The sequence below is a fragment of the Mesorhizobium sp. LSHC412B00 genome, assembly GCF_000503035.1.
Classification (GTDB): domain Bacteria; phylum Pseudomonadota; class Alphaproteobacteria; order Rhizobiales; family Rhizobiaceae; genus Mesorhizobium.
This window is the reverse complement of the sequence record NZ_AYWB01000001.1, coordinates 728173-750693: the sequence shown is the minus strand read 5'-3', so window position 1 is coordinate 750693 and position 22521 is coordinate 728173. Positions and strand designations below refer to the sequence as shown.

Below are 22521 nucleotides of genomic sequence, written 5' to 3'. Positions count from 1 at the left end.
GTGTTCAAGAGGGTTTCACCGTTTCACGGAAACGGCGAACCTCTCTAACTCTTTCTTTTACGCAATTCCGGCCGGAAAACCGCTCACACTTTTCCTGGAAATTGCGCCAGCCGGCCAATCCTGAGGCGAACCTTCCCCGCCGAAGCGGGAAAGGTGTCTTGCTGGCCAGGGCTTACTTGGCGTCGTCGATTGCCTTGACCAGTTCGGTCACGGCTTCGTCCGAGGTCTTGATCTGACCGTGGACGAACTTCGAAACGACGTCCTTGTAGGCATTGGCGACCGCCGGAGGCGCGCCATAGCCCTGGGCAAGCGAGCCGAACAGTGTGCCGCCTTCGTTGGCAGCCTTCAGGTCGGCGATGCCCTTCTTGCCGCACGCGTCGAAGTCGGTGTCCGGAACGTCGGTACGGGCGGGAACCGAACCCTTGACGACGTTGAAGGCCGACTGGAAGCTCTTCGACAGGGTGGCGGTGGCCAACGCGACCTGGGCGGCCTTGCGGTCGTCCGGAACGTTGAACATGCCGAACATGTCGGAGTTGTAGACCACCGAGCCTTCCGTGCCCGGGAAGCGATAGCACAGGAAGTCGGTGCCCGGCGTTTTCTTGGCGGCGTTGAACTCGCCCTTGGCCCAGTCACCCATCACCTGCACCAGGGCATCGCCCTTGATGACCATGGCGGTGGCAAGGTTCCAGTCGCGGCCCGAGAAGTTCGGGTCGACATAGGTGACGAGCTTGGCGAGGTTGTCGAACGACTTCTTCATCGTGTCCGACTTGAGGGACTCGTCGTCGAGGTCGTTGAAGGCCTTCTTGTAGAACTCAGGTCCGCCGGTCGACAGCACAACCGAGTCGAACATGGTGGCTTCCTGCCAGTTCTGGCCGCCAAGGGCGAGCGGGATGACGCCAGCCGCCTTGGCTTTGTCGAGCAGGGCGACGAAGTCGTCGAAGGTCTTTGGCTCGGTGCCGCCGATCTTGTCCATCACCGCCTTGTTGATCCACAGCCAGTTGACGGAGTGGACGTTGACTGGAGCAGCGACCCACTTGCCGTCATAGACGGAGAACTTCTGCAGGGCTGCCGGAACCGACTTGTCCCAGCCTTCCTTCTTCGCCGTCTCGGTCAGGTCGCCCATGACGCCGGCCGCCGCATAGTCGAGCACGGTGTAGCCGAGCATCTGCGACGCGGTCGGGTAATTTCCGGCCGCGACCATCGCCTTCAGCGCAGTCATGGCGGCGTCGCCGCCACCACCGGCCACCGGCACGTCCTTCCAGGCATAGCCTTCCTTGGCAAGGTCGCCCTTGAGGACGTTGAGAGCAGCCGCTTCGCCGCCCGACGTCCACCAATGCAGCATCTGCACTTCCTTGACGTCCTCGGCATGGGCCGAGAAAGCAAAGGCCGTCGCAAGAGCCGTTCCGATAAGCAGTTTGCGCAACATGTACTACCTCCCTTGTTGCATTACACGACCGGTGGAAGCCCACCGGGTTCTTCCAAACTCAGCCGACCCACCAACCGGTGCGCTGGCCGCGATGAAACTGGATTGTCTTTTCCTCGGTATAATCCTCGACAGCGCGTTTGCCGAGTTCGCGTCCGATGCCGGACTGCTTGTAGCCCCCGAATGGCAACTCGGGAAAGCCTTCCATGAATGTGTTCACCCAAACGGTCCCCGAACGCACACCACGCGCCACCGACATACAAGTGTCGATGCTGGCGCTCCACACCCCTGCAGACAGACCATAGGGCGTGTTGTTGGCGATGTGCAACGCCTTTTCAATCGATCCAAAAGTCAGCACGGAGAGCACCGGGCCGAACACTTCCTCGCGCGCAATAGCCATGTCTTCGGTAACGCCGCGGATGATGGTCGGATCGAGGTACTGGCCGGCATTGGACGCCAATTGGCCGCCACCGCAATAGACATTGCTGCCGTCTTTTGCTGCCACCGCGACGTAACCCGCGACCTTGGTCAGATGATCGGCTGATATCATCGCGCCGACCTTAGTCAGGTCGTCAAGTGGGTCGCCGACCGTTACCTTGGCGGTCAGGGCCTTGACAGTGGAGAGGAAATCGTCGGCGATGGCTTCATGCACGATCAGCCGGCTGCCGGCATTGCAGCATTCGCCGGCGTTGAAGAAGCCGCCGAACACTGCTGCGTCAGCGGCCGCCTCGAGATCGGCATCGGGGAAGACGATCTGGCCGTTCTTGCCGCCGAGCTCCATCGAGACTTTCTTCAGCGACTGCGCGGCGGAAGCCATGGTCAACTTGCCGACGCGGGTAGAGCCGGTGAACGACACCATCTCGACCAGCGGATGGCTGACCATCGGCCCCCCGACATCGGCGCCGAGGCCGGCCAGGATGTTGACGACGCCCGCGGGCAGGCCGGCCTGCATCAGGATGTCGCCGAGCACGAAGGTCGAGGCCGAGGTCATTTCGCTCGGCTTGACCACCGCGGTGCAGCCGGCGGCGAGCGCGAAGGGCAGTTTCTGGCTGACGATCAGGAACGGGAAATTCCACGGGGTGATGATCGAGACGACGCCGATCGGCTCGCGCAGCACCACGCCCAGCATGGCGTCGCCGAGATTGGCGTAACTCTCGCCGTGCAGCGTGCGGGCGAGCGAGGCGGCATAGCGCCAGATGTCGACGGCGCCGCCGATCTCGCTACGCGCCTGGGCGATCGGCTTGCCGGATTCCAGCGCATCGAGTCGGGCGATGTCTTCGAGCTGGGCCTCGATCAGGTCGGCCGTCTTGAGCAGGATGGCTGCGCGCTCGGCCGCCTTCGTGCGCGGCCACGGGCCGGTCTCGAATGCCTTGTGCGCGGCCTGCATGGCCGCCTCCACCTCGGCCTCGCCGGCCTGCGCATAGCGCGAAACGGTGAAGCCGTGGCCGGGGCTGTTGCGCTCAAGCGTGCGGCCGTCGCGAGCATCGACATGCTTGCCGTCGATCAGCAGCTTGTAGGCCTTCGGCGCCTTGGACGCCTCGGCCGGCATGGAAATGTTGAGCGGTGCGTTCATCATGATTTCTCTAGTATCTCGAAAAGGCCGGCTTCTGCTTGGCTTTGAATGCGCTGACGCCGGCTTTGAGATCGCCGGTCAGCGCAATGAAGCCGCTGGCGAGCGCCTCGGTCGCGGCGGCACTTTCCTCGCCTTCGGCCACCGCGATCATCAACTTGGCGGCTTCGGTCGCGAGCGGCCCGCGCTCGGCGATCTTTTCGGCCCACGCCTTGGCCTCGGCCAGCGCCTGGCCGGTTTCGACCACGCGGTCGACGATGCCGAGTCTGAGCGCCTCGGGGGCGAGGAAAACCTCACCGCCGAGCGCCATGCGGCGTACGATTTGCGCGCCAAAGCGGCGCACCGCGCGCTGCGTGCCGGACCAGCCGGGCACGACGCCGATCGATGTCTCGGGGAAGCCGAGCTTCACCCGTGTTTCCGCGACACGGAAGTCGCAGGCCACCGCCAGTTCCAGCCCGCCGCCCAGCGCATGGCCGGAGAGCACGGCGATGGTCGGCTGCCTCAGCCTGGCCAGCCGGTCGAAGACGCGGTGGCCATAACGCACCCATTGCACCTGGAAATCGGCGGCGCTCATTTGCGCCCAGGCCTCGACATCACCGCCGGCGCAAAAGCCCTTGCCTTCACCGCGGACCAGCACGACGCGCACGCCTTCAGCCATTTCGGCTTCGTCGAGCGCTGCCTCCAGCGCGCGCAGCATCGGAATGTCCAGAGCGTTGAATTTTTCCGGCCGGCGCAGCGTGACGATGCCGATGGCGCCGTCCTGTTCGAAGGTGACGAGGCGCTCAGCCATGCGCGCCTCCGAGCGAAGCGCCGCCATTGAGCGACAGGCCGATCGGCCGATCCTGGTACAGCGCCGCCGGTGTCACCTTGAGGTCGTTGGCGACGCCGAGCGGTGTTTCGGACTGAGCCAACACATCGCGCTCGAGGTCGACGCCCGGCGCAAGTTCCGTCACCATCAGGCCGTCCGGCGTCAGCTTCATCACGCAACGCTCGGTGATGTAGGTGATGTCCTGCCCTTGTGCGACGGCGCGCTTGCCTGAGAAGGAGATGTGTTCGACCTCGTTGACCACCTTCTTGACCTTGCCTTCCGCATCGATGCGGATGCCGCCATCGCCGAGCGACAGTTTTGCGCCGGCATTGAAGAAGCCGGAGAAGACGATCTTTTTCGCCCGTGCCGTGATGTCGACAAAGCCGCCGGCCCCGGCTGTGACATGTGGCCGGGCCGAGAGTTTCGACACGTTGACGGAGCCATGGCGGTCGATCTGCAAGAAGGAGAGCAGCGAGGCATCGAAGCCGCCGGCCTGGAAATAGATGAACTGGTGCGGCGAGGGCATGATCGCCTCGGCATTGGAAGCGCAGCCGAACTTGAAGTCGAGCAGCGGCACGCCGCCGACGGCGCCCTGCTCGATCACCCAGGTGACCTTGCCGTGCTGGCCTTCCTCGAGAAGGATACGCGGCACGTTTGCCGAGATGCCGAAGCCAATGTTGACCGCCATGCCGTCGCGCAATTCCATGGCGACGCGGCGCGCGATTACTTTCTGGATGTTCATTTCGGCGTTGCGAAAGCTTGACAGCGGGCGGAAGATCTCGCCCGAAATCGCCGGGTCGTAAGGCGTCAGCGTCGTCTGCAACTGGTCCGGCGCCACCACGATGTGGTCTACCAGCACGCCGGGCACGCGCACGTCATGCGGCTTCAGCGTGCCGTTCTCGACGACGCGCTTGACCTGCGCAATGACGATGCCGCCATTGTTGCGCGCGGCAAGCGCCTGTTCGAGGCCGCCGAGATAGGCGCCCTCATGTTCATAGGTCAGGTTGCCGCGCTCGTCGGCGGNGATCGGCTCGCTTGCAGCCGCGTTCATGGCGCAGCCCTGGTGGCGCGGGTCGGCAAAAGTGTCAAGGCCGACCTTGGTCAGCACGCCCGGCCGCTTGGCGGCGGCCTCGCGGTGCATGTCGAACAGGATGCCCGACGGCACATTGTAGGCGGCGACCGAATTGTCGCCGATCATCTTCCAGATCTGCGGCGGCTCGGACGAGGAGGGGCCCGAGGGATAGGAGCCGCAGAGCGTGCGCTTCAACAAACCGGGCTTGGCCAGATGGTCGATGCCCTTGATGCCATACATGTCGCCGGCGGCGATAGGGTGCAGCGTGGTGATATTTTTCGGATGGCCTTCCGCGTCGAAGCGCCCGCCGATGGCGGCGAGCACGGCGTCCGGGCAGCCGAGCCCGCTCGACGACGAGACCGACACGGTCATGCCGTCCTTGATGAGGCTGGCGGCCTGCTGAGCGGAGACGAGCTTGCTCACTTGGCGCTCCCGAGTTTCGGCTCGATGGCAACCGCCTTGCCGGATTTCCCGGACAGCAACGCTGCTTCGGCGCAGGCTAGTGACCAGACGCCGTCCTCGCCGGTTGCGGAGGGCTGGCCCGCGCCGCTAATAGCGGCATGGAACTGGCGCAGCGACCTGACGTAGAGGTCTTCGCGGTCGAAGCTCAGTTCCTCCTCGCCCTTGGCGGTGCGTAGCAGCACCGAACCGACCGGCTTCTGCGTCATCACATTTTTAGCGATCAGCGAGCCTTCGGAACCATGCACCTCGAAGCCGGTATCGGCGAACTTCGTGGTGAAGCCTTCATGCGACTGGGCAATCAAACCGGACCTGAAGCGCCAGATGCACATGGCACCGTCTTCCAGCCCGCTGCCGGCCATGCCGGCCGACTGGGTGAAGGCCGAAATCTCGATCGGGTCGTCGCCGAGCACGAAGCGCAGCGTGTCGGCATCGTGCACGGTGATGTCGAGCATCACGCCGCCCCCGGCTTCCGGTCTGGTGATGCGCCAGCCCTGCAGGTTCTCCGGCAGATAGACGGCATGGAACACACGCGCGGCAATCGGCTTGCCGATGCGGCCGGCTGATATGGCGTCGCGCATGGCGCGGTGGGCGCCGGCATTGCGCAGATGATGATTGGTGCCAAGCACGACACCGGCTTCCTTGGCGGCGGCGACCATTGTGCGCGCGTCGGCGCTGTTCAGCGCCAGCGGCTTTTCGCACAGAACATGCTTTCCCGCGTCGATCGCGGCCAGCGCCTGTTCGAGATGCAGTTCATTGGTGGTCGAGATGTAGACGGCGTCGATGTCGGCGCTGAGCAGGTCATCGAGCGTCGAGACGGCAAGCGGGATGTTGTGTTCATCGGCATAGGTCTTGGCGCGCTCCGGGCTGGAGCTCATCACCGCTGATATTTCGCCACCCTCTTGCGCGCGAATGGCGTTGATCATGAACTGTTTGGCGATCGTGCTAGCGCCGATCAGTCCCCATTTGACGCTCATGCCGCGTCTCCCATTCCTGCTGATGTGTCCTGGGTGCCGCGATCGGGACCGCAGCTGTCCCTGACGACCAGATTGACGGCGCCGATATGGTCCTCGGCATGCGTGATGCGCGACTGGATCATCTTCAGCATGACGTGGGCGGCGCGTTCGCCGAGGCCGGGTGTGTCCACCGAGACGCTGGTCAGCGCCGGCATATAATGCTCGGCCTCGACCACGTCGTCGAAGCCGACGACGGCAAAGTCCGCGCCGGGCTCCAGCCCGCGCTTGCGCAGCGCCAGCATGACGCCGAAGGCGACGGCATCGTTGAAGCACAGTGCCGCCGTCGGCGGCTCGGCCATGGCAAGGGCGGTTTCCAGGCACGCGATGCCGCCCCTGCGGCTGGTCTCGCCTTCGACGACAAGCACGTCGCGCCTGGCAATGCCCAATGTTTCGCAAGCTTCACGAAAACCGCCCAGGCGCTCCTGATAGACGACCAGGTCGGAGGTGCCGCCGAAGAAGGCCAGCCGGCGATGGCCCTTGCCGATCAGATGGGCGGCGGCGAGATACGCGCCGCGATGGTTGTCAGGAGCGATCACCGGGATGCGGCTGTCCGGCAGGCGGCGCATGGCGAAGACGACCGGCACGCCCGCCATCTCGAGGCGACGGAAGGCGCCCGGCGTGGTGCCGCGTGCCGGTGACACGATCAGGCCTGCGACGCCCTGTTCCATCAGCGACTTCAGCACTTCTTCCTGGCGCACCGGGTTCTCCGCCGTGTTGGCGATGAAGGGCACGATGCCGGCCGACTGGAAGACGCGCTCCATGCCGACCGCCAGCTCGGCGAAAAAGGGGTTGGTGAGATCGTTGATGACCATGCCGATGACGTTGGAATGGGCTTTGCGCAGATTGGCGGCGCCGCGGTTGTAGACATAGCCGACATCCTCGATCGCCTTGCGAACCTTGACCGCGGTTTCAGGCCGGATCAGCCCTGAGCCTTGCAGCACAAGCGACACCGTCGATTTGGACACACCAGCCTCGCGGGCGATGTCCAGGATCGTTGCCTTGGCCCGGCTGGCCATGTCGGTGGTTTCCTCCGCTTAGATGGGCAAATCTATTGGAACGTTCTAATTACTCTGCACCCGAGAGTCAATCGGGATTCTTGCGGAGGTCGAAAAGGTGATGAATGTGGTTCCTAGCAAGGACTCTTAGCCTTCTTGGCATTTGGACCGGTTCAATCGCCGCAATCATAAAGGTTCTTGATTTATTGGAACGTTCCATTTATAGGATGCCGAAAACGGAGGTTGCCATGGATATCACCCTGCCTACGCAGAATGGCGGCCGCGTCAGCTACAAGCTCGCGGGCAGTCCGGTCGAGCCCGTAATCGGTGCGGTTTTCCCGCGCATCGCCTATGCCGCGGCCCACGTCGTCGCCGATCCTTTCGCGATGACCGACCCCTGGTCGAAGCCTGCGGTCGATTGGGACAAGACGATGGCGTTTCGGCATCATTTGTGGCGGCTTGGCTTCCGCATCGCCGAGGCGATGGACACCTCCCAGCGCGGCATGGGTTTCGACTGGGCGAATGCGCAGGAATTGATCCGCCGCTCGATCGCCGAGGCGCGCAGCGTCGAAGGCGCAGACCTCTCCTCGGGCGCCGGCACCGATCATCTGGCGCCGGCCAATTCGAGATCACTCGAAGATGTGATCGCCGCCTATGAGGAGCAGTTCGCTTTCATTGAAGGCGAGGGCGGCAAGGCGATCATGATGGCCAGCCGGGCGCTGGCAGCGGTCGCAAAGGGTCCGGACGACTATATCAGGGTCTACGATCGCATCCTCAGCCAGGCATCCGGCAAGGTCATCCTGCACTGGCTGGGCGACATGTTCGATCCTGCACTGAAAGGTTATTGGGGCAGCGGCAATTTCGAGGCCGCGCTCGACACCGTCGTCGCCATCATCGAGCGCCATGCCGGCAAGGTCGAGGGGATAAAGATTTCCCTGCTCGATGCCGGCAAGGAAGTTGCCTTGCGCAACCGGTTGCCGGAAGGCGTCGTCATGTTCACCGGCGACGATTTCAACTATCCCGAACTGATTGCCGGCGACGGGAAGCGGCACTCGCACGCCTTGCTCGGCATATTCGACGCCATCGCGCCAGTCGCCAGTGCGGCGCTCGCGAAACTGGCTGACGGCGACCGCGCCGGATTTGACGCGCTGATGGCGCCGACAGTGCCGTTGTCGCGCAAGATCTTCGAGGCGCCGACGGAGTATTACAAGGCCGGCATCGTCTTCATGGCCTGGCTCAACGGCCATCAGGACCATTTCGCCATGGTCGGCGGCATGCAGTCGGCGCGCGGCATCCTGCACTATGCCGACATCTTCCGCCTTGCCGACCAGGCAGGGTTGCTCGCCGATCCCGAGCTTGCGCTGGCCAGGATGAAGCATTTCTGCGCGGTTGCAGGTGCCTGAGAACGACACAATCGCTGGCTGAAACCTGTCCCCCGTATGGGGGATTTGCGTTCTCGCGCCAAATCTGTATTCGGTTGCCGGGATTGGATGCGGACGGAGCGGCAATGACGGAAAAAGTGGCGCTCATCACCGGGGTTACCGGGCAGGACGGGGCCTATCTCGCAGAATTGCTTCTGCAGAAGGGCTATATTGTCCATGGCGTCAAACGCCGCTCGTCCTCGTTCAACACCGAGCGCGTTGACGACATCTATGTCGATCCGCACGAGCGCGGTGCGCGTTTCTTCCTGCATTATGGCGACCTGACCGACGCGACCAACCTTATTCGCCTGGTGCAGGAGACACAGCCCGGCGAGATCTACAATCTCGGCGCCCAGAGTCATGTCCAGGTGAGTTTCGAGACGCCGGAATACACCGGCAATGCCGATGCGCTGGGAACACTCAGGCTGCTCGAGGCGATCCGCATCCTGCGCCTGGAGAAGTCGGTGCGCTTCTATCAGGCATCGACGTCGGAGCTTTACGGCAAGGCGCGCGAGGTCCCGCAAAGCGAGGCGACGCCCTTCCATCCGCGCTCGCCCTATGCCGCGGCCAAGCTTTACGCCTACTGGATCACGGTCAACTACCGCGAGGCTTACGGCATGTTCGCCGCCAACGGCATCCTGTTCAACCACGAAAGCCCGACACGCGGCGAGACCTTCGTCACCCGCAAGATTACGCGGGCCGTCGCCTCGATCCATCATGGCCTGCAGGACACGCTCTATCTCGGCAATCTCGACGCCAAGCGTGATTGGGGCCATGCGCGCGACTATGTGGAGGGCATGTGGCGCATTCTGCAGCACAGCGAAGCCGACGATTTCGTGCTGGCGACCGGCGAGGCGCATTCGGTGCGCGAATTCGTCGAGCTGGCGTTTGCCGAGACCGGCCGCACCATCCGCTGGCAAGGCGAGGGTGTCGATGAAGTCGGTGTCGATGCCGGTTCGGGCACTGTCCTGGTGCGCATCGATCCGCGCTATTTCCGGCCGACCGAGGTCGACCTGCTGCTCGGCGACCCCGCCAAGGCCAAAGCCAGGCTGGGGTGGTCGCACACGACCGGCTTCAGGGATCTGGTGGCGGAAATGGTGCAGGCCGATCTGGCGCGCACCGCCGGCGGCACGCGGCAGAACAGCCGTTCTGCGTGAGGCAGGTTCATGGACGCGACATTTGATCTGAAAGGCAAGCGTGTCTTCGTCGCCGGGCATCGCGGCATGGTCGGTTCGGCCGTCGTGCGCCGGCTGGCGAGCGAGGACTGCGAGATACTCACCGTATCGCGCGACAGGCTCGACCTGCTCGACCAGGCAGGGGTGCGGCGCTGGATGGCCGAGCACAGGCCGGATGCGGTGGTGATGGCGGCCGCCAAAGTCGGCGGTATCCTGGCCAATGACCGGTTCCCTGTCGATTTCCTGCAGCAAAACCTGGTTATGCAGGGCAATGTCATTGACGGCGCCTTTCGCAGCGAGGTCGGCAAGCTTTTGTTTCTCGGCTCGTCCTGCATCTATCCAAAGCTCGCGCCGCAGCCGATCAGGGAAGACGCGCTGCTGACCGGTCCGCTCGAACCCACCAATGAATGGTATGCGATCGCCAAGATCGCCGGGCTCAAACTGTGCCAGGCCTATCGGCGCCAGCATGGCGTCGACTACATCTCGGCGATGCCGGCCAACCTTTACGGTCCTGGCGACAATTTCGATCTCCAGTCCAGCCATGTCGTGCCGGCCCTGATGCGAAAGGCGCATGCACTGGCGCTGAGCGGCGGCAACAGCCTCGAGGTCTGGGGCTCGGGCACGCCACGGCGTGAATTCCTGCATGTCGACGACGCCGCCGGTGCCTTGGTCTGGCTGTTGAAGAATTATGCCGGCGACAGCCACGTCAATGTCGGTTCGGGCGAGGATGTCACCATTGCCGAGCTTGCCCAGACCGTCGCATCGGTCGCCGGCGTCGAGGCTGATATCGCCTTCGATACGACCAAGGCAGATGGCACGCCGCGCAAGTTGATGGATGTTTCGCGGCTGTTTGCGACGGGATGGCGCCCGCGCTACGCGCTTCGCGATGGATTGGAACAGACATATGCGTGGTTTCTCAACCATATTGAGAAGGGTGATGTCCGCCTCGGCGCGGCCTGATTCCAATTTTCCTTGAACCATTTCGCTGCCGCCCGCGACCAGGCGGTGTGTAGCAAACACGGTCCATCAAGGAGAACGTCAATGTTTATCACTTCAAGAAACGCATTTCTCGCCGCCATCGCGGTTTCGGTGCTGGCAGGGTGTCAGACGGCACCGCCGAGGGAATGCGAGAAGACCAAGCCCGGTGTCACCTACAACGGCAAATGCTGCGGCATCGGCACACCGTGCCGTGAAGGCAACAACACCCCTCATGACAAGCCCGACAGGCCCGATCCGCGGCCACAGTGATCCGCGAGCCAGAAACGTCCCGGCACGTGCCGGGACGTTTCGCCCCCGACAGGGTGGATTTACGGATCGGAAGGCCGCTACCCGGTTCTTGCTGGCCGGCATTTGAATACGAAACGGGACGGCGGGGCAGTAGACGATGCGGTCGCGCAGATCGCGCGAAAACTTCCCGCCGGATATGTACTTCAAGGGGCTGTTCGACTGTTCGAAGGGAAGGTCCCGTAGAAACTCAGATTTCGCTTTCCGTCGATGCGAAGGATGCTACTAAAAAAAAATTCGAGATGCTCTTGAACTCATTTGGGGCGCCTCCTAATTCGATTTCCGCCAAGGCCATAAGGCTCGGCAAAAAATGGCGGCGCCGCACGGGGCGGCGTCCTTGTACCCATGTTGCTTCAAGGAGGATGTGGCTATGAGAACCTTTGATACCCTCTATCGGACCACCGTCGGTTTCGACCGGCTTTTCGACATGCTCGACAGCGGCACGCGTCCAGACTGGCCGCCCTATAACATCGAGAAGGTCGACGAGAACGATTACCGTNGACATGCTCGACAGCGGCACGCGTCCAGACTGGCCGCCCTATAACATCGAGAAGGTCGACGAGAACGATTACCGTATCTCGATGGCCATCGCAGGCTTCAGCCAGGATGAGGTTGAGCTGACCCAGCATGGACCCGAACTGGTCGTGGTAGGCCAGAAGGCTGATGATCAGAGCGGACGCCAGCTGCTGCACCAGGGCATCGCCTATCGCAGTTTCAGGCAGACGTTCAAGCTTGCCGACCACATGAAGATCAAGGCAGCCAAACTGGAGAATGGCCTCCTCTCGATCGACATCGTCCGTGAGATTCCCGAAGAGCTGAAACCGCGCCGCATTAGCATCGGCGTCGGCGTCGGCGACACGCCGACGGCCGCCACTCAGATCACGCAAGACACGGACCGCGCGCGTAAAGCCGCGTAATCCTGTCGATCTGTCACACTTTGAACTGCGGGTCCGCCTCCCGGTTCCGGCCGGGAGGCTGTGATTGCGGAGAAACGAAGATGATCACTGCAGGACGTACTGGCGCGCCTCTGTCGCGCGCCTGCAGTTGGCCTGGACCGCGCAAACCATGAAACTCAATGGTTCGTTCAATTTGGAGGATCATATGAACGATCGGATGTTTGACAGCGCCGTTTTCGTGAAAAGCGGCGACAACCTTGTTCAGGAAATCACGTGTCTCGAGGACGCTCTGGAGTTCCTCTATGAATGGCCGAAGGACAGGCGCGGCCCCATTCACCAAACCGCATTGCGGGCCTGCCAGCGAGCTTTCGATAGCGATTATCCGCTTTCCGCAGCCAGAGACGCGTTCAGCGGTTTTGCGAAAGCAGCCAGAATCCTTGAGGAAGTATCCACGACAATGCCGTGGATGATGGGCAGAGGTGGCGAAGGCGGAGGAGTGACTGCCTAAAGCGCGTCGCGAAACGGATTCATGCGACACGCTTTAAGTCTTTGTTTTGATGCATGTCGTTGTCCCAGAACCGCGGCATACTTCTGGGTGACATGCATTAGGAAAGGAGGTCATGATGCTATCGAAACCTTTTGAAAAGCCAGTCCGGGTGTGGGTGGGATTGGGCTTTCCCCGCCAACTCAACACGGTCGCAGATGCCTATCAATTCGCATCCGAATGGTGTGGCAACAGCCCGGAGCAGAGAGCTGCTATTCGCGCTTGCAAAGCCGCTCTGATTGGCGATGTGGAACCCGAGACAGCACGAGGCGTCTTCGTCGCGTTCGCTCGCAAGAAGGATATTCTTATGGAGGACGGCATCGAGCCTGCGCCTTCAAGGACGCTAAGCCCGCACCACGTCTAAAGCGCGTCGCGTTTGAACGAGGCGGCTGCCACAAGCGGTGGCCGCCTTACCGGCTAAGTTGTCGAAGGGGTGCGCCAAAAACGGGCTTGGCCAAGTTAGAAAGGATGGTGGGCGTGACAGGGATTGAACCTGTGACCCCTGCAATGTCAATGCAGTGCTCTCCCGCTGAGCTACACGCCCATCCGAAGCCGCGCATACACCATTTTTGGTCCAGCGCGTCAATAGCCGGAAAAGGGAAAGAAAGGCTCGTTTTGTCGCGCCGCCGACGAAGCGGCGAGATCACACTGTGCGCGCTTCAGGCGGCCTGAAGCATTTTTTCGACCTCGTTGACGAGATCGCGCAGGTGGAAGGGCTTGGACAGCACCTTGGCGTCTTTCGGCGCCTTGGAATCGGGGTTGAGCGCGACGGCCGCGAAACCGGTGATGAACATCACCTTCAGGTCGGGATCGATCTCGGTGGCGCGGCGGGCGAGTTCGATGCCGTCCATCTCCGGCATGACGATATCGGTCAGCAGCAGGGAGAAAGGTTCTTCGCGCAGCCGCTCGTAGGCGCTGGCGCCATTGTCGAAATCGCTGACGTGGTAGCCGGCCCGCTCCAGTGCCTTGACCAGGAACCGGCGCATGTCGTCGTCGTCTTCCGCCAGCAGAATGCGTGCCATCTTGTCCCGTCCGAATCACCCCAGCCAAGCCTGCCGTCCGGCAAGCCCGTTAACCATCCTGTATATGAGGACCTGACGGTAAACATCAAGTGAACGTTGGCGGCATTAATCCTGATTTGACGGGGTTCCTGACATGCCGAAATGCTGGACATGCGGCCGATGAGGTGGCAGTTTCCCATCATGATGCATTGCTGTTTCCGGGTTCGTTCAAATTGACGACGGCAGCCGAAGATTTTTCGGTCGTTCCACCCTTCGAAATCCGATCGGGCGCCGAGCAGCGCGTTCCCTTCGTCTTCAACTCACCGCATAGCGGCCGCTATTATCCAGACCGCTTCCTGGCCATGGCGCGGCTCGACCGGAACGCCATCCGCCGCTCCGAGGATTGCTATGTCGACGAGCTGTTCGGCAGCGCGGTGGTGCTGGGCGCGCCGATGCTGGCGGCGAATTTTCCGCGCGCCTACCTCGACGTCAATCGCGAACCCTGGGAACTCGACCCGCGCATGTTCGCCGAGCCGGTGCCGTCCTTCTGCAACATCCGCTCGGCGCGCGTTGCCGGCGGGCTCGGCACCGTGCCCAAGCTGGTGGGCGAGGGGCTCGACATCTATTCCGGCCGTCTGCCGCTGGCGGAGGCCGTCCAGCGCATAGAGGTGGTCTACAAACCCTATCACGAGACGCTGAAGCGGCTTTTGACCAGAACCCATGCCAGGTTCGGCTATGCCGTGCTGATCGACTGCCATTCGATGCCGGCGAGCATCAGGGTGGGCGACAGCGGCCTGCGGCCGGATTTCATCGTCGGCGACCGTTTCGGCATCTCGGCCACGGCGGCCCTGACCGAAACGGCGATCGGCCTGCTCATCGGCATGGGCTACACCGTCGCGCACAACAAACCCTATGCAGGCGGCTTCATCACCGAGCATTACGGCCGGCCGGCGCGCCATCTGCATGCGCTGCAGATCGAGGTCAATCGCGGCCTCTACATGAATGAGCGGACGTTCCAGAAATCGGCCGGCTTCGATGCGCTGGCCGACGATATGGCGCGCTTTTCGGCCGACCTGATGGCGATGCCCGACCACCACTTCATAGACCTGCCGCTGGCCGCCGAATGACACGGAGCGGCGGCTGTTCATGAGATCCCGCGCTGGCCATCCCGTAGCGTAAAAAAAGACCGCATCGTTTGCACGACACGGTCGAAGTCTAGGGAGGAAACGCCCAAGGAGGGCATGGACAGGAAAACCTGTCCGAGAACAAATTTATTGTGCGATGCACAAATGTCAATCGATCCCACGCTTTTTTAATTCACTCTGATGTGAAAATGCGTTTCGATGGCGCCGATGTGTGACATTTCGGCAACGCTGATGTCTCTAAAATCGATAAACCGGCTTGTTTTGGCGGGAAAGTGCCTGCAGACCGGGTTGGCACTCTGCAATGCGGGAGAATCACGTGGACATCAGCATCGATTTCATGCGCCGGATCGCGCAAGCGGCGGCGGCTGAAACATTGCCGCGTTTCCGCGCACAGGGCGCGGTGGCCAACAAGGAAAAAGGCAGTTTCGACCCGGTCACCGAGGCCGACCGCGAGGCCGAGCGCGCCATCCGGGCGCTGATCTCGGCTGAGTATCCCGATCACGGTATCCTTGGCGAAGAACATGGCAGCGAAAACATCTCCTCAAGGCATGTCTGGGTGATCGATCCGATCGATGGTACCCGCGCCTTCATCTCAGGCCTGCCGGTGTGGGGAACGCTGGTCGGATTGACGGTCGACGGTGACGCCGTCGCCGGTATGATGGCGCAGCCGTTCACCGGCGAGCTGTTCTACGCCAACGCTTCCGGCTCCCACTACGAAGGCCCCGGTGGGCCGCGGAAGCTGTCGACCCGCAAGAGGACGAAGCTTGACGAGGCGACCTTGTTCACCACCACGCCGGCGCTTTTCAAGGGCGAGGCGCGCATCCGCTACGACGCGTTCGAGAAACAGATCCAGCTCGCCCGCTACGGAGCCGATTGCTACGCCTTTGCCATGATTGCCTCGGGCAGCGTCGACATCGTCGCCGATCCCGGATTGAAACCCTACGACATCGTGGCGCTGATCCCGATCATCGAAAAGGCCGGCGGCGTCGTCACCACATTCGAGGGCGGTCCGGCGGAAAAGGGCGGCGACATCCTGGCCGCCGCAACGCCGGAGCTTCACGCGGCTGCAATGGCAGCCCTGCGGGGCTGATAGTCGACCCGATCAGCGCGGCTTGATCGAGCGCTGGAATTCCGCCGGCGTTCGCCCGTAGACCTGCCTGAACGCTGAGCTGAAATGACTGTGGCTGGAGAAGCCGAGGTCCAGGCCGAGCGTGGTCAGATTGTCGTAGCGGCCAAGCAGGTCGAGCGCGCGCGCCAGCCGCAGGCGCAGATGGTAGCGATAGAGCGGCATCGCCTCGACCTGCTGGAAAACCTGCGTGAGATAAACCGGTGATACCCCGACTTCAGCGGCGATCTCGGCCAGCGTCCAGCGCCGCGAAAGATCCGAGGACAGGACGAGCTTGGCGCGATCGACCAGCTTCTGCCGGCCAGCGCTGGCGCCGGCGGCATGCGAGGTGCGCTCGCCGAGGGAGCGCCGCACCAGCGTCAGCGCCAGGGTTTCGGCCTCCAGCGTTTCGGCAATGTTGCGGCTCAGGCTGTGGCGCAGCACCGCCACCAGCGCCTGAGCCCGCGGGTCGATGCGGCGGCGCTGGCGACGAAACGCCACGGCGCTGCCCAAGCGCAACTGCTCCTTCGGCGTCAGCTCCTGCAGTTGCGCCTCCTCGACAACGAGATCGAGGCAGGAATCGCCACCCTCGACGGGATGGCTGATCCGGTAGCCTTCGGCGTTGTTGAAGAACAACAACTGGTTGGCTTCGGCGACCGCATCGTTGCGGCCGACATGGCGCACGAAGACGCCGCGATAGGGAAACACAAGATGCGTGGCAGCGGTGCACTCTTCTTCGCTCTTGTGCCGGCATTCGCCGCTGCAGAGGACATCCCTCACCCCGACGGTGCCGGTGTCCAGAAGCGTCTGTACCGTGAACTGCGACATGGTGAGCTGAGACATGGCCGTTGCATTCTACCCTTGCACCGAAAGCTGCTCCGGCACATTTAGGCGATTGGCTTGTCCAAACCTGTCAGGAGACTTCACCTGTCGGGCCCTTCGTAACGGCGATGGCTCAGTCCCACAAACGGCGCATGTATTCGCAGTGAGCGTCGCTGCGCGACAGACCGATGTCTTTGAGCTGTTCGTCGGTCATTTCGAGCAAGGCAAGGCGGCTTCGGCGCCTTTCCAGTTGACGGCCGATCCAGTTGGCCGCCGCGATGCCTTGTGTCCGCAAGGACCGCCGGAACGTCGCGGTTTGAGTTGTCGGCTGATGTGCGAGGCATTGCGCCGCCGCTGCATGATCTGGGCGCATCGCTCAGGCTTCCCCGTTGCCGGCCACTGATGCGCCGGCCACTGAGGCGCCGGCTTCGTTCAGCGCAATCGCGCATTCCTCGCAGCAGACCTCGACGGTCTTGCCGCCGACCTTGACGCGGATCGGGTTGGCGTCCAGCTGGCAATCGCAGGCAGCGCAGGTTTTCTCGGTCATGACGTCATCTCCTTGGCGTTCAGTACGCGGAGAGATGAGCATTCCGGGGCGGCACCGGCTGTCAGAATCTTTAGCTCTTTGTGTGCTGCCGGCGCTGCTCCTGACAGAAGGCTGTCAGCAGGCGCAAGCTCAAGGCGCCGCAACATGCAGCGCCGGCGGCATCAGGCTGTCGGGTCGTCGTTGCCGGGCATGAAGGCGTCGAAGGCGGCGAGCAACTGCTCGCGATAGACATCGGCCTCCTGCAGGATCTCGTGTTTCGAGCCATCGATCATCAGCAGCGAGCCCAGACGCAGACGCCTGGCATAGGCTTCCACGGCCTTGGTCGAGACGACCTGATCGGCGCCGGCGGCGATCATCAGCAGCGGCACCTGGATCCTGGCCATGAAGTCGGGCTCGCTGATGGCTTCGCCTGCCTTGATTGCCGCCTGCAGCCAGCGGATCGTCGGCCCGCCGAGCGCCAGTTGCGGATAGTGCTCGTAGATTTTCGTGTTGCGCTGATAGCGCCCGGGGTCCGATGTCACCTTGTTGAGGGCGAAGGGCAGGGTTTCCCTGGGACGCGGACCCCAGGCGGCGTAGAGCCGACCGAGGCCGAGAAAGCACAATACCGAGCAGACGCGGCGCGCCGTTTTTGCCGACACGGGCGAGTCGGGCACCGTCAGGAAAGGCGCAATCAGCACCATGCGACGCACCCGGTTGACCATCGACGGCGCCGCGAGCAGCGCGATCACGGCGCCCATGGAATGGGCGAGGATGTAATACGGGCCGCGGCAGTCGGGCAGCACGATATCCTCGAAGAACTGTTCGAGGTCGCCGGTGTAATCGTAGAAGGAGCGGACATAGCCGCGTTGCGGGTCGGCGATCAGCCGGTCGGAATCGCCCTGGCCGCGCCAGTCGAGGGTGGCGACGCCGAGGCCGCGGTCGGTCAGGTTGCGGATGGTTTCGAAATATTTCTCGATGCACTCGTTGCGGCCGGGCAGCAGCACGACGGTGCCTTTCAGCGGCCGGGTGACCGCGGCAAACAGGCCGTAGCGGATCTTCTTGCCGTCGCGCGTGGTGAAAAAGCCGCCGCCGACATTTTGCGGCGGCGGATTGCCTGGCGTGGGATGGAAGAGATCCGTCATTAGGCGCTTGCGTGTTCGTGGTGTCTCACCCGGCAGGGGCGTCGGCATGGTGATAGACGCCATCGGATGAAAAGCAAAGGGAGGACGCCAAGGGGGCGGACGAACGACAAGCAAGGCCGGAAGCAGCCTGCGGCGGCGTGCTTCCGGCCTCTGTCGATCCGGGAGGAAGGGACGTTACACCCGGTCGGCCTCGTCGCGGCGCTTTCATCCGGCGCCGCCTGGTTCTTTATCCTGGGGGCACTCTAGCGCCGGCCGGCTGAACGGGCGCCGAAGCAGCGGTTCATCTGCCGTTCATCGACGCCTCGATTGGCGCTCTTCAAAAATCCTTGAAATGCGCTTTTGCGCTCCCCAAATGTCGGATGCAGCCGCCGATGTCGGGGCTGCTGGTCCACCCGAAACGCCTTTCCAGGGTTTCGCACCGGCCACACGCAAACATGTTGCTCAACAGGAGAACACCTCATGCGTCACGTTGATTTTTCCCCGCTCTATCGCTCGACCGTCGGCTTCGACCGCCTGTTCACCATGCTCGACTCGCTGGCCCAGCCCGATGGCGCGCAGACCTATCCGCCCTACAACATCGAGCGCACCGGCGAGGACGCCTATCGCATCTCGATGGCGGTTGCCGGCTTCTCGGACGAAGAGATTTCGATCGAAGCCCACCGCAACGTGCTGACCGTCAAGGGTGAGCGCAAGGAAGAGGGCAATGGCGAAGGCTCCGAGCTGCTCTACCGCGGCATTGCCTCGCGTTCGTTCGAGCGCCGCTTCCAGCTTGCCGACCATGTCGAGGTCGTCGGCGCCACCCTGAAGAACGGCCTGCTTTTCGTCGACCTTAAGCGCAACATCCCCGAGGAGCTGAAGCCGCGCAAGATCGCGATTACCGCCTCTTCGGCCAACGCCAAGCAGATCGAGGCCAAGAACGCCGCGTGATCAAGACGGCGGCGTCACAACGCCCAAGGTTGAAAGCGTCTCCTCCCGAGACGAAAGCGGCGCCGCGAGGCGCCGCTTTTTTTCGCCGCAGCCTCTGTCACCCCAACCGAAGAGTTCTGGCTCTTTTGCGGCGGGCGCCGTCTTCCCATGAAGGGCGATGTCTGATCTTTCGGCTGATTTTTCCCTGGCCCTAACGGCAACCATTGCGGTGACCTTCCTGCTGGCCGGCATCGTCAAGGGCGTTACCGGTATGGGACTGCCGACGTTGGCGATGGGGCTGCTGGGCACAATCATGCCGCCGGTCGCCGCGGCTTCGCTGCTGATCGTGCCGTCCTTCGTCACCAATATCTGGCAGCTGTTTGCCGGCCCGAGCTTCGGATGGATCCTCAGGCGGCTGTGGCTGATGATGGTCGGCATCGTCGCCGGCACGCTGGCCGGCTCATGGCTGCTGGCCAGCGACAATGTCAAATGGACGACGGCCGGCCTCGGGGCGGCGCTGATCGTCTATGCCGTCTATACGCTGCTGGCGCGGCAGTTGACGGTTCCCGCGTCAGCCGAGCGCTGGTCGTCGCCCATCGTCGGTTTCCTTACCGGCATCGTCACCGGCGGCACCGGCGTGTTCGTCGTGCCCGCTGTACCTTACATTCAGGCGCTGGGCTTGAGCCGTGGCGATCTGATCCAGGCGCTCGGCCTGTCCTTCACCGTGTCGACGATCGCGCTCGCTGCCGGCCTTGCCTCGCACGGCGCGTTCCAGGTCGGGCATGTCGCCATGTCGTCGCTGGCGGTTGCGCCGGCCTTGCTCGGCATGTGGCTCGGACAGTTGCTCCGGCAGCGGATCAGCCCGGCGACCTTCCGGCGCTGGTTTCTTGTTTTCCTGATCTTGCTTGGCCTCGAGCTTTTGGCGCGGCCTTTCCTTGCTTAGCGATCGGTGCCGGTTGCGAGAACGGCCTCGACGTTTTGCCGGTGGACGGGCTCGTACAGCGCGAAGTACTCGACCGCGCCCGTGGCGAATATGTCGGCGCCGCAGGTTTTCAGATCCTGCTTCGCAAGATCAGGCTCACGCCGGCAGCGAAGCAGTTTTTGAACGTAGGCTTGCGTCGCGGCGATGAGGCCTTTGTCGTAGCCGCCTCGCTCAATCGCTTCGAGCGAGCCGTGATTGGGCAAGATGCGGTCTATCGACCAGCCGGCCATGCGTTCGAGATCGACCAGATGTTGCGCCAGCCGATCCGCCTCGCTGACATAGGTGATCGGATCCTCGAGCGTGTCGCCCGCCAGGAGCAGGCCGGTTTCGGGCATGAACAGCACCGTGCCGTCATGGCTGTGGATTTCGACCTGACGCAGTTCGACGGCGATCGATCCAACGGCGAGGTCAAGACTGCCTGCGAAGGTCCTGTTCGGCAGCACGAGAGGCTTGATCGGTGGAACACCGCTTTCGATCTCAGCCCGGTTGTTCGCGAGCGCCGAGGCGGTGAGCGTGTTGGCGATAATCTCGCAATCCTGAAACACCTCATTGCCGGCAATATGATCGTCATGCCAGTGGCTGAGCACCACCCGGATCGAGCTGACCCCCATGTCTTCGAGCGTCTGCCTGATGAAGCGCGCGTGAGGCAGCGAAATATGCGTGTCGTAGACAAGCGCCTGCGAGCCATCGACGATCGCATAGGTGCAGATGCCGAGGGCATAGGCGCCGTCGTCCAGCCAGTTCGGCTCGTCCGACCAGGCGCGAACGCCGTCAACGCGGCCATCGTAGAAGCCGAGCACGTTTGGCGCCGGGCGAACCAGCCGCATGGTTGAGCCGAGAGGTGGCTTTGTCATTGGCGCGGTCTCGCGGGTTCAGGCGATCATCTGGCCGAAGCGATCGACCTCATCTGAAGTCGTGGCAAAGCTCGTGACGAAGCGATAGAGCAACTCGTCGTCGCCGACATGGCCGTCGAAGCCGCGCGGCCTGTGCCAGTCGTAAAAGGCGGCGCCGACGGATTGCAGCCTTTCGGCTTCCGCCTTTTTCATCACCGCGAACACCTCGTTGGCCTGCGGCAACCAGGCGAGCTTAGCCGTTGCCGAATCCTCGATCGCAGCCGCCAGGCGCGCGGCCATGGCATTGGCATGACGGGCCATGTCCAGCCACAGGCCGTCCGTGAAGTAGGCGTCGAACTGCGCTGCGATGAAGCGCGACTTGGAGAACAGCTGTGCGGCGCGCTTGCGCAGGAAGGACAGCTCCTTGGCGCGGTCTAGATCGAACAGCACCACCGCTTCGGCGCACCAGCAGCCGTTCTTGGTGCCGCCGAACGAGACGATATCGACGCCGCGCTTCCAGGTCATTTCGGCCGGCGTCGTCTCAAGCGCGACCAATGCGTTGGCAAAACGGGCGCCGTCCATATGCAGCGGCAGGGAAAAGCGTTTGGCGATCTCCGAAATGGTGGAAATGTCGTCGAGCCCGTACACTGTGCCGACTTCGGTCGATTGGGTGATCGAGACGGCCGTCGGGCGTCCCCAATGGACGATTTCGGGTGCGAAACGGGCGACGGCGCGTTCAAGATTGTGCGGATCGATCTTGCCCAGGGCGCCGTCGACAGCATGGAGACGCGAGCCGCCGCTGAAATATTCCGGCGCGCCGCATTCGTCCTCGATGATGTGCGATTCGCGGTGCGCAAAGGAAATGCCGCCGGGCTTGTTGTAAGCGGCCAGGGACAGCGAGTTGGCCGCCGTGCCGGTAGCGACGAAGAACACCGCGACCTCGCGTTCGAAGATCTCGCTGAAACGCTGGTAGACGGCGCGGTCGAGATCGCCATCGCCATAGGCGGTCGAAAAGCCGCCGGCATTGGCTGACAGCCCGGCGGCAATGTTGGAATGGACGCCCGCCCAGTTGTCGGATGCAAAGAACATCAGGAAAGTCCCTGCCTGGTTGAGAAAGTCTGGTTGCGACAAGAGCGCGACCATGGCCGTTTCGGGGTTTGACGCGCAAGGGCCAAGGGCTGAAAAAGCGGTGAAGCCAAAGGCGATCACGAAGGAGCGCCGGGACCGAAATTTCGTTTCAACAGGGCCTGACGTAATTTTCTGTCGCCAAACGTCCAAGATTTGGTGAATCGGTCTTGTGTGCGCCCAGGATTTCTGCCATAAAAATTTAGGACAGTAGTGCTGTCTTATTTTGTCGCACAAGTCAGGCTGGATTGGCGTATCATTTGGGCCACTC

24 protein-coding genes and 1 tRNA gene are annotated in these 22521 nt (G+C 62.7%); 11 read left to right on the top strand and 14 right to left on the bottom strand.

Translation table 11 applies throughout. The annotated features are described in order from the left end of the window. Nucleotides 1–172: 172 nt before the first annotated feature. The 6 genes from X757_RS161120 to X757_RS161145 form a co-directional block, all read right to left on the bottom strand. Entirely contained in the window at nucleotides 173–1426 is a 1254-nt protein-coding gene (locus X757_RS161120) for an ABC transporter substrate-binding protein (protein WP_027049809.1), read from the bottom strand. A 58-nt stretch (nucleotides 1427–1484) separates the two neighbouring features. Further along, nucleotides 1485–2996, bottom strand: coding sequence for an aldehyde dehydrogenase family protein (locus tag X757_RS161125; RefSeq protein ID WP_023725198.1), 1512 nt, complete (start codon nucleotides 2994–2996; stop codon nucleotides 1485–1487). Nucleotides 2997–3006: 10 nt separating this feature from the next. Further along, nucleotides 3007–3783, bottom strand: a complete 777-nt coding sequence (locus tag X757_RS161130; protein WP_023725197.1) for an enoyl-CoA hydratase/isomerase family protein — start codon at nucleotides 3781–3783, stop codon at nucleotides 3007–3009. Further along, entirely contained in the window at nucleotides 3776–5296 is a 1521-nt protein-coding gene (locus X757_RS161135) for an acyl CoA:acetate/3-ketoacid CoA transferase (protein WP_023725196.1), read from the bottom strand. Before X757_RS161135 ends, X757_RS161130 begins: the two co-directional genes overlap by 8 nt. Then, the gene (locus tag X757_RS161140) at nucleotides 5293–6309 is read right to left on the bottom strand and encodes a Gfo/Idh/MocA family protein (protein ID WP_023725195.1); all 1017 of its coding nucleotides are present in this window, start codon (nucleotides 6307–6309) and stop codon (nucleotides 5293–5295) included. Before X757_RS161140 ends, X757_RS161135 begins: the two co-directional genes overlap by 4 nt. Beyond that, nucleotides 6306–7364, bottom strand: coding sequence for a LacI family DNA-binding transcriptional regulator (locus tag X757_RS161145; protein WP_023725194.1), 1059 nt, complete (start codon nucleotides 7362–7364; stop codon nucleotides 6306–6308). Before X757_RS161145 ends, X757_RS161140 begins: the two co-directional genes overlap by 4 nt. Nucleotides 7365–7591: 227 nt before the next feature. Between X757_RS161145 and X757_RS161150 the strand changes: the two genes are divergently transcribed. The 7 genes from X757_RS161150 to X757_RS161170 all read left to right on the top strand — a co-directional run bounded on the left by X757_RS161150 (nucleotide 7592) and on the right by X757_RS161170 (nucleotide 13027). Beyond that, nucleotides 7592–8746, top strand: coding sequence for a dihydrodipicolinate synthase family protein (locus tag X757_RS161150; RefSeq protein WP_023725193.1), 1155 nt, complete (start codon nucleotides 7592–7594; stop codon nucleotides 8744–8746). Between the two features lie 104 nt (nucleotides 8747–8850). Continuing rightward, the gene (gene gmd, locus X757_RS161155; RefSeq protein WP_023701025.1) at nucleotides 8851–9921 is read left to right on the top strand and encodes a GDP-mannose 4,6-dehydratase; all 1071 of its coding nucleotides are present in this window, start codon (nucleotides 8851–8853) and stop codon (nucleotides 9919–9921) included. 9 nt (nucleotides 9922–9930) lie between these two features. Next, nucleotides 9931–10899 (top strand): GDP-L-fucose synthase, encoded by a 969-nt coding sequence (locus X757_RS161160; protein WP_023701026.1) that lies wholly within the window; start codon nucleotides 9931–9933, stop codon nucleotides 10897–10899. Between the two features lie 81 nt (nucleotides 10900–10980). Beyond that, the gene (locus X757_RS1000000166165) at nucleotides 10981–11187 is read left to right on the top strand and encodes a hypothetical protein (RefSeq protein ID WP_023710933.1); all 207 of its coding nucleotides are present in this window, start codon (nucleotides 10981–10983) and stop codon (nucleotides 11185–11187) included. A 539-nt stretch (nucleotides 11188–11726) separates the two neighbouring features. Beyond that, a complete protein-coding gene (locus X757_RS1000000165640; RefSeq protein ID WP_156933382.1) occupies nucleotides 11727–12140 on the top strand; it encodes an Hsp20 family protein in 414 nt (137 codons plus the stop codon). A gap of 64 nt (nucleotides 12141–12204) precedes the next feature. Continuing rightward, nucleotides 12205–12627 (top strand): DUF982 domain-containing protein, encoded by a 423-nt coding sequence (locus X757_RS161165; protein WP_306413578.1) that lies wholly within the window; start codon nucleotides 12205–12207, stop codon nucleotides 12625–12627. Nucleotides 12628–12739: 112 nt separating this feature from the next. Next, nucleotides 12740–13027, top strand: coding sequence for a DUF982 domain-containing protein (locus X757_RS161170; RefSeq protein ID WP_031197745.1), 288 nt, complete (start codon nucleotides 12740–12742; stop codon nucleotides 13025–13027). 105 nt (nucleotides 13028–13132) lie between these two features. On the opposite strand, the gene X757_RS161175 is transcribed toward X757_RS161170, so the two are convergent. Together X757_RS161175 and cpdR are read right to left on the bottom strand one after the other, a co-directional pair. Continuing rightward, a tRNA-Val gene (locus X757_RS161175) sits at nucleotides 13133–13207 on the bottom strand. Nucleotides 13208–13322: 115 nt separating this feature from the next. Next, nucleotides 13323–13685, bottom strand: a complete 363-nt coding sequence (cpdR, locus tag X757_RS161180) for a cell cycle two-component system response regulator CpdR (protein ID WP_023671195.1) — start codon at nucleotides 13683–13685, stop codon at nucleotides 13323–13325. A gap of 164 nt (nucleotides 13686–13849) precedes the next feature. Here cpdR and X757_RS161185 point away from each other — a divergent pair, with 164 nt between their 5' ends. Next, a complete protein-coding gene (locus X757_RS161185) occupies nucleotides 13850–14791 on the top strand; it encodes an N-formylglutamate amidohydrolase (protein WP_023725192.1) in 942 nt (313 codons plus the stop codon). Nucleotides 14792–15125: 334 nt separating this feature from the next. Further along, nucleotides 15126–15899: a histidinol-phosphatase gene (hisN, locus tag X757_RS161190; protein ID WP_023725191.1), complete on the top strand. Its 774-nt coding sequence runs from the start codon at nucleotides 15126–15128 to the stop codon at nucleotides 15897–15899. 12 nt (nucleotides 15900–15911) lie between these two features. Here hisN and X757_RS161195 read toward each other — a convergent pair whose 3' ends face one another. The 4 genes from X757_RS161195 to X757_RS161205 all read right to left on the bottom strand — a co-directional run bounded on the left by X757_RS161195 (nucleotide 15912) and on the right by X757_RS161205 (nucleotide 18404). Continuing rightward, nucleotides 15912–16742 (bottom strand): AraC family transcriptional regulator, encoded by an 831-nt coding sequence (locus tag X757_RS161195; protein ID WP_023725190.1) that lies wholly within the window; start codon nucleotides 16740–16742, stop codon nucleotides 15912–15914. A gap of 127 nt (nucleotides 16743–16869) precedes the next feature. Continuing rightward, nucleotides 16870–17109, bottom strand: coding sequence for a DUF1127 domain-containing protein (locus X757_RS161200; protein WP_023686421.1), 240 nt, complete (start codon nucleotides 17107–17109; stop codon nucleotides 16870–16872). Between the two features lie 3 nt (nucleotides 17110–17112). Beyond that, nucleotides 17113–17283, bottom strand: coding sequence for a hypothetical protein (locus X757_RS1000000168430; protein ID WP_023683236.1), 171 nt, complete (start codon nucleotides 17281–17283; stop codon nucleotides 17113–17115). 161 nt (nucleotides 17284–17444) lie between these two features. Further along, complete coding sequence (locus X757_RS161205) at nucleotides 17445–18404, bottom strand: alpha/beta fold hydrolase (protein WP_023725189.1); 960 nt, start codon at nucleotides 18402–18404, stop codon at nucleotides 17445–17447. A 459-nt stretch (nucleotides 18405–18863) separates the two neighbouring features. Here X757_RS161205 and X757_RS161215 point away from each other — a divergent pair, with 459 nt between their 5' ends. Both X757_RS161215 and X757_RS161220 read left to right on the top strand, forming a co-directional pair. Beyond that, nucleotides 18864–19331, top strand: a complete 468-nt coding sequence (locus X757_RS161215; RefSeq protein WP_023671202.1) for an Hsp20 family protein — start codon at nucleotides 18864–18866, stop codon at nucleotides 19329–19331. Between the two features lie 157 nt (nucleotides 19332–19488). Then, nucleotides 19489–20253 carry a sulfite exporter TauE/SafE family protein gene (locus X757_RS161220; protein WP_023695702.1) on the top strand — a complete coding sequence of 255 codons (765 nt, stop codon included), beginning with the start codon at nucleotides 19489–19491 and terminating at the stop codon, nucleotides 20251–20253. On the opposite strand, the gene X757_RS161225 is transcribed toward X757_RS161220, so the two are convergent. Next, nucleotides 20250–21146: an MBL fold metallo-hydrolase gene (locus X757_RS161225; protein WP_023695703.1), complete on the bottom strand. Its 897-nt coding sequence runs from the start codon at nucleotides 21144–21146 to the stop codon at nucleotides 20250–20252. The two genes, X757_RS161220 and X757_RS161225, sit on opposite strands and share 4 nt — an antisense overlap. Before the next feature lie 18 nt (nucleotides 21147–21164). Continuing rightward, on the bottom strand, nucleotides 21165–22214 hold the full coding sequence (locus X757_RS161230; protein WP_023695704.1) for a low specificity L-threonine aldolase: 1050 nt from the start codon (nucleotides 22212–22214) through the stop codon (nucleotides 21165–21167). Between the last annotated feature and the right edge of the window lie 307 nt (nucleotides 22215–22521).

Bases quoted from the DNA above. Each gene is read 5' to 3' on its own strand.
- X757_RS161120 (WP_027049809.1), bottom strand. From the start codon at position 1,426: ATGTTGCGCAAACTGCTTATCGGAACGGCTCTTGCGACGGCCTTTGCT.
- X757_RS161125 (WP_023725198.1), bottom strand. From the start codon at position 2,996: ATGAACGCACCGCTCAACATTTCCATGCCGGCCGAGGCGTCCAAGGCG.
- X757_RS161130 (WP_023725197.1), bottom strand. From the start codon at position 3,783: ATGGCTGAGCGCCTCGTCACCTTCGAACAGGACGGCGCCATCGGCATC.
- X757_RS161140 (WP_023725195.1), bottom strand. From the start codon at position 6,309: ATGAGCGTCAAATGGGGACTGATCGGCGCTAGCACGATCGCCAAACAG.
- X757_RS161145 (WP_023725194.1), bottom strand. From the start codon at position 7,364: ATGGCCAGCCGGGCCAAGGCAACGATCCTGGACATCGCCCGCGAGGCT.
- X757_RS161150 (WP_023725193.1), top strand. From the start codon at position 7,592: ATGGATATCACCCTGCCTACGCAGAATGGCGGCCGCGTCAGCTACAAG.
- gmd (WP_023701025.1), top strand. From the start codon at position 8,851: ATGACGGAAAAAGTGGCGCTCATCACCGGGGTTACCGGGCAGGACGGG.
- X757_RS161160 (WP_023701026.1), top strand. From the start codon at position 9,931: ATGGACGCGACATTTGATCTGAAAGGCAAGCGTGTCTTCGTCGCCGGG.
- X757_RS1000000166165 (WP_023710933.1), top strand. From the start codon at position 10,981: ATGTTTATCACTTCAAGAAACGCATTTCTCGCCGCCATCGCGGTTTCG.
- X757_RS1000000165640 (WP_156933382.1), top strand. From the start codon at position 11,727: ATGCTCGACAGCGGCACGCGTCCAGACTGGCCGCCCTATAACATCGAG.
- X757_RS161170 (WP_031197745.1), top strand. From the start codon at position 12,740: ATGATGCTATCGAAACCTTTTGAAAAGCCAGTCCGGGTGTGGGTGGGA.
- cpdR (WP_023671195.1), bottom strand. From the start codon at position 13,685: ATGGCACGCATTCTGCTGGCGGAAGACGACGACGACATGCGCCGGTTC.
- X757_RS161195 (WP_023725190.1), bottom strand. From the start codon at position 16,742: ATGTCGCAGTTCACGGTACAGACGCTTCTGGACACCGGCACCGTCGGG.
- X757_RS161200 (WP_023686421.1), bottom strand. From the start codon at position 17,109: ATGCGCCCAGATCATGCAGCGGCGGCGCAATGCCTCGCACATCAGCCG.
- X757_RS1000000168430 (WP_023683236.1), bottom strand. From the start codon at position 17,283: ATGACCGAGAAAACCTGCGCTGCCTGCGATTGCCAGCTGGACGCCAAC.
- X757_RS161205 (WP_023725189.1), bottom strand. From the start codon at position 18,404: ATGACGGATCTCTTCCATCCCACGCCAGGCAATCCGCCGCCGCAAAAT.
- X757_RS161215 (WP_023671202.1), top strand. From the start codon at position 18,864: ATGCGTCACGTTGATTTTTCCCCGCTCTATCGCTCGACCGTCGGCTTC.
- X757_RS161220 (WP_023695702.1), top strand. From the start codon at position 19,489: ATGTCTGATCTTTCGGCTGATTTTTCCCTGGCCCTAACGGCAACCATT.
- X757_RS161225 (WP_023695703.1), bottom strand. From the start codon at position 21,146: ATGACAAAGCCACCTCTCGGCTCAACCATGCGGCTGGTTCGCCCGGCG.
- X757_RS161230 (WP_023695704.1), bottom strand. From the start codon at position 22,214: ATGTTCTTTGCATCCGACAACTGGGCGGGCGTCCATTCCAACATTGCC.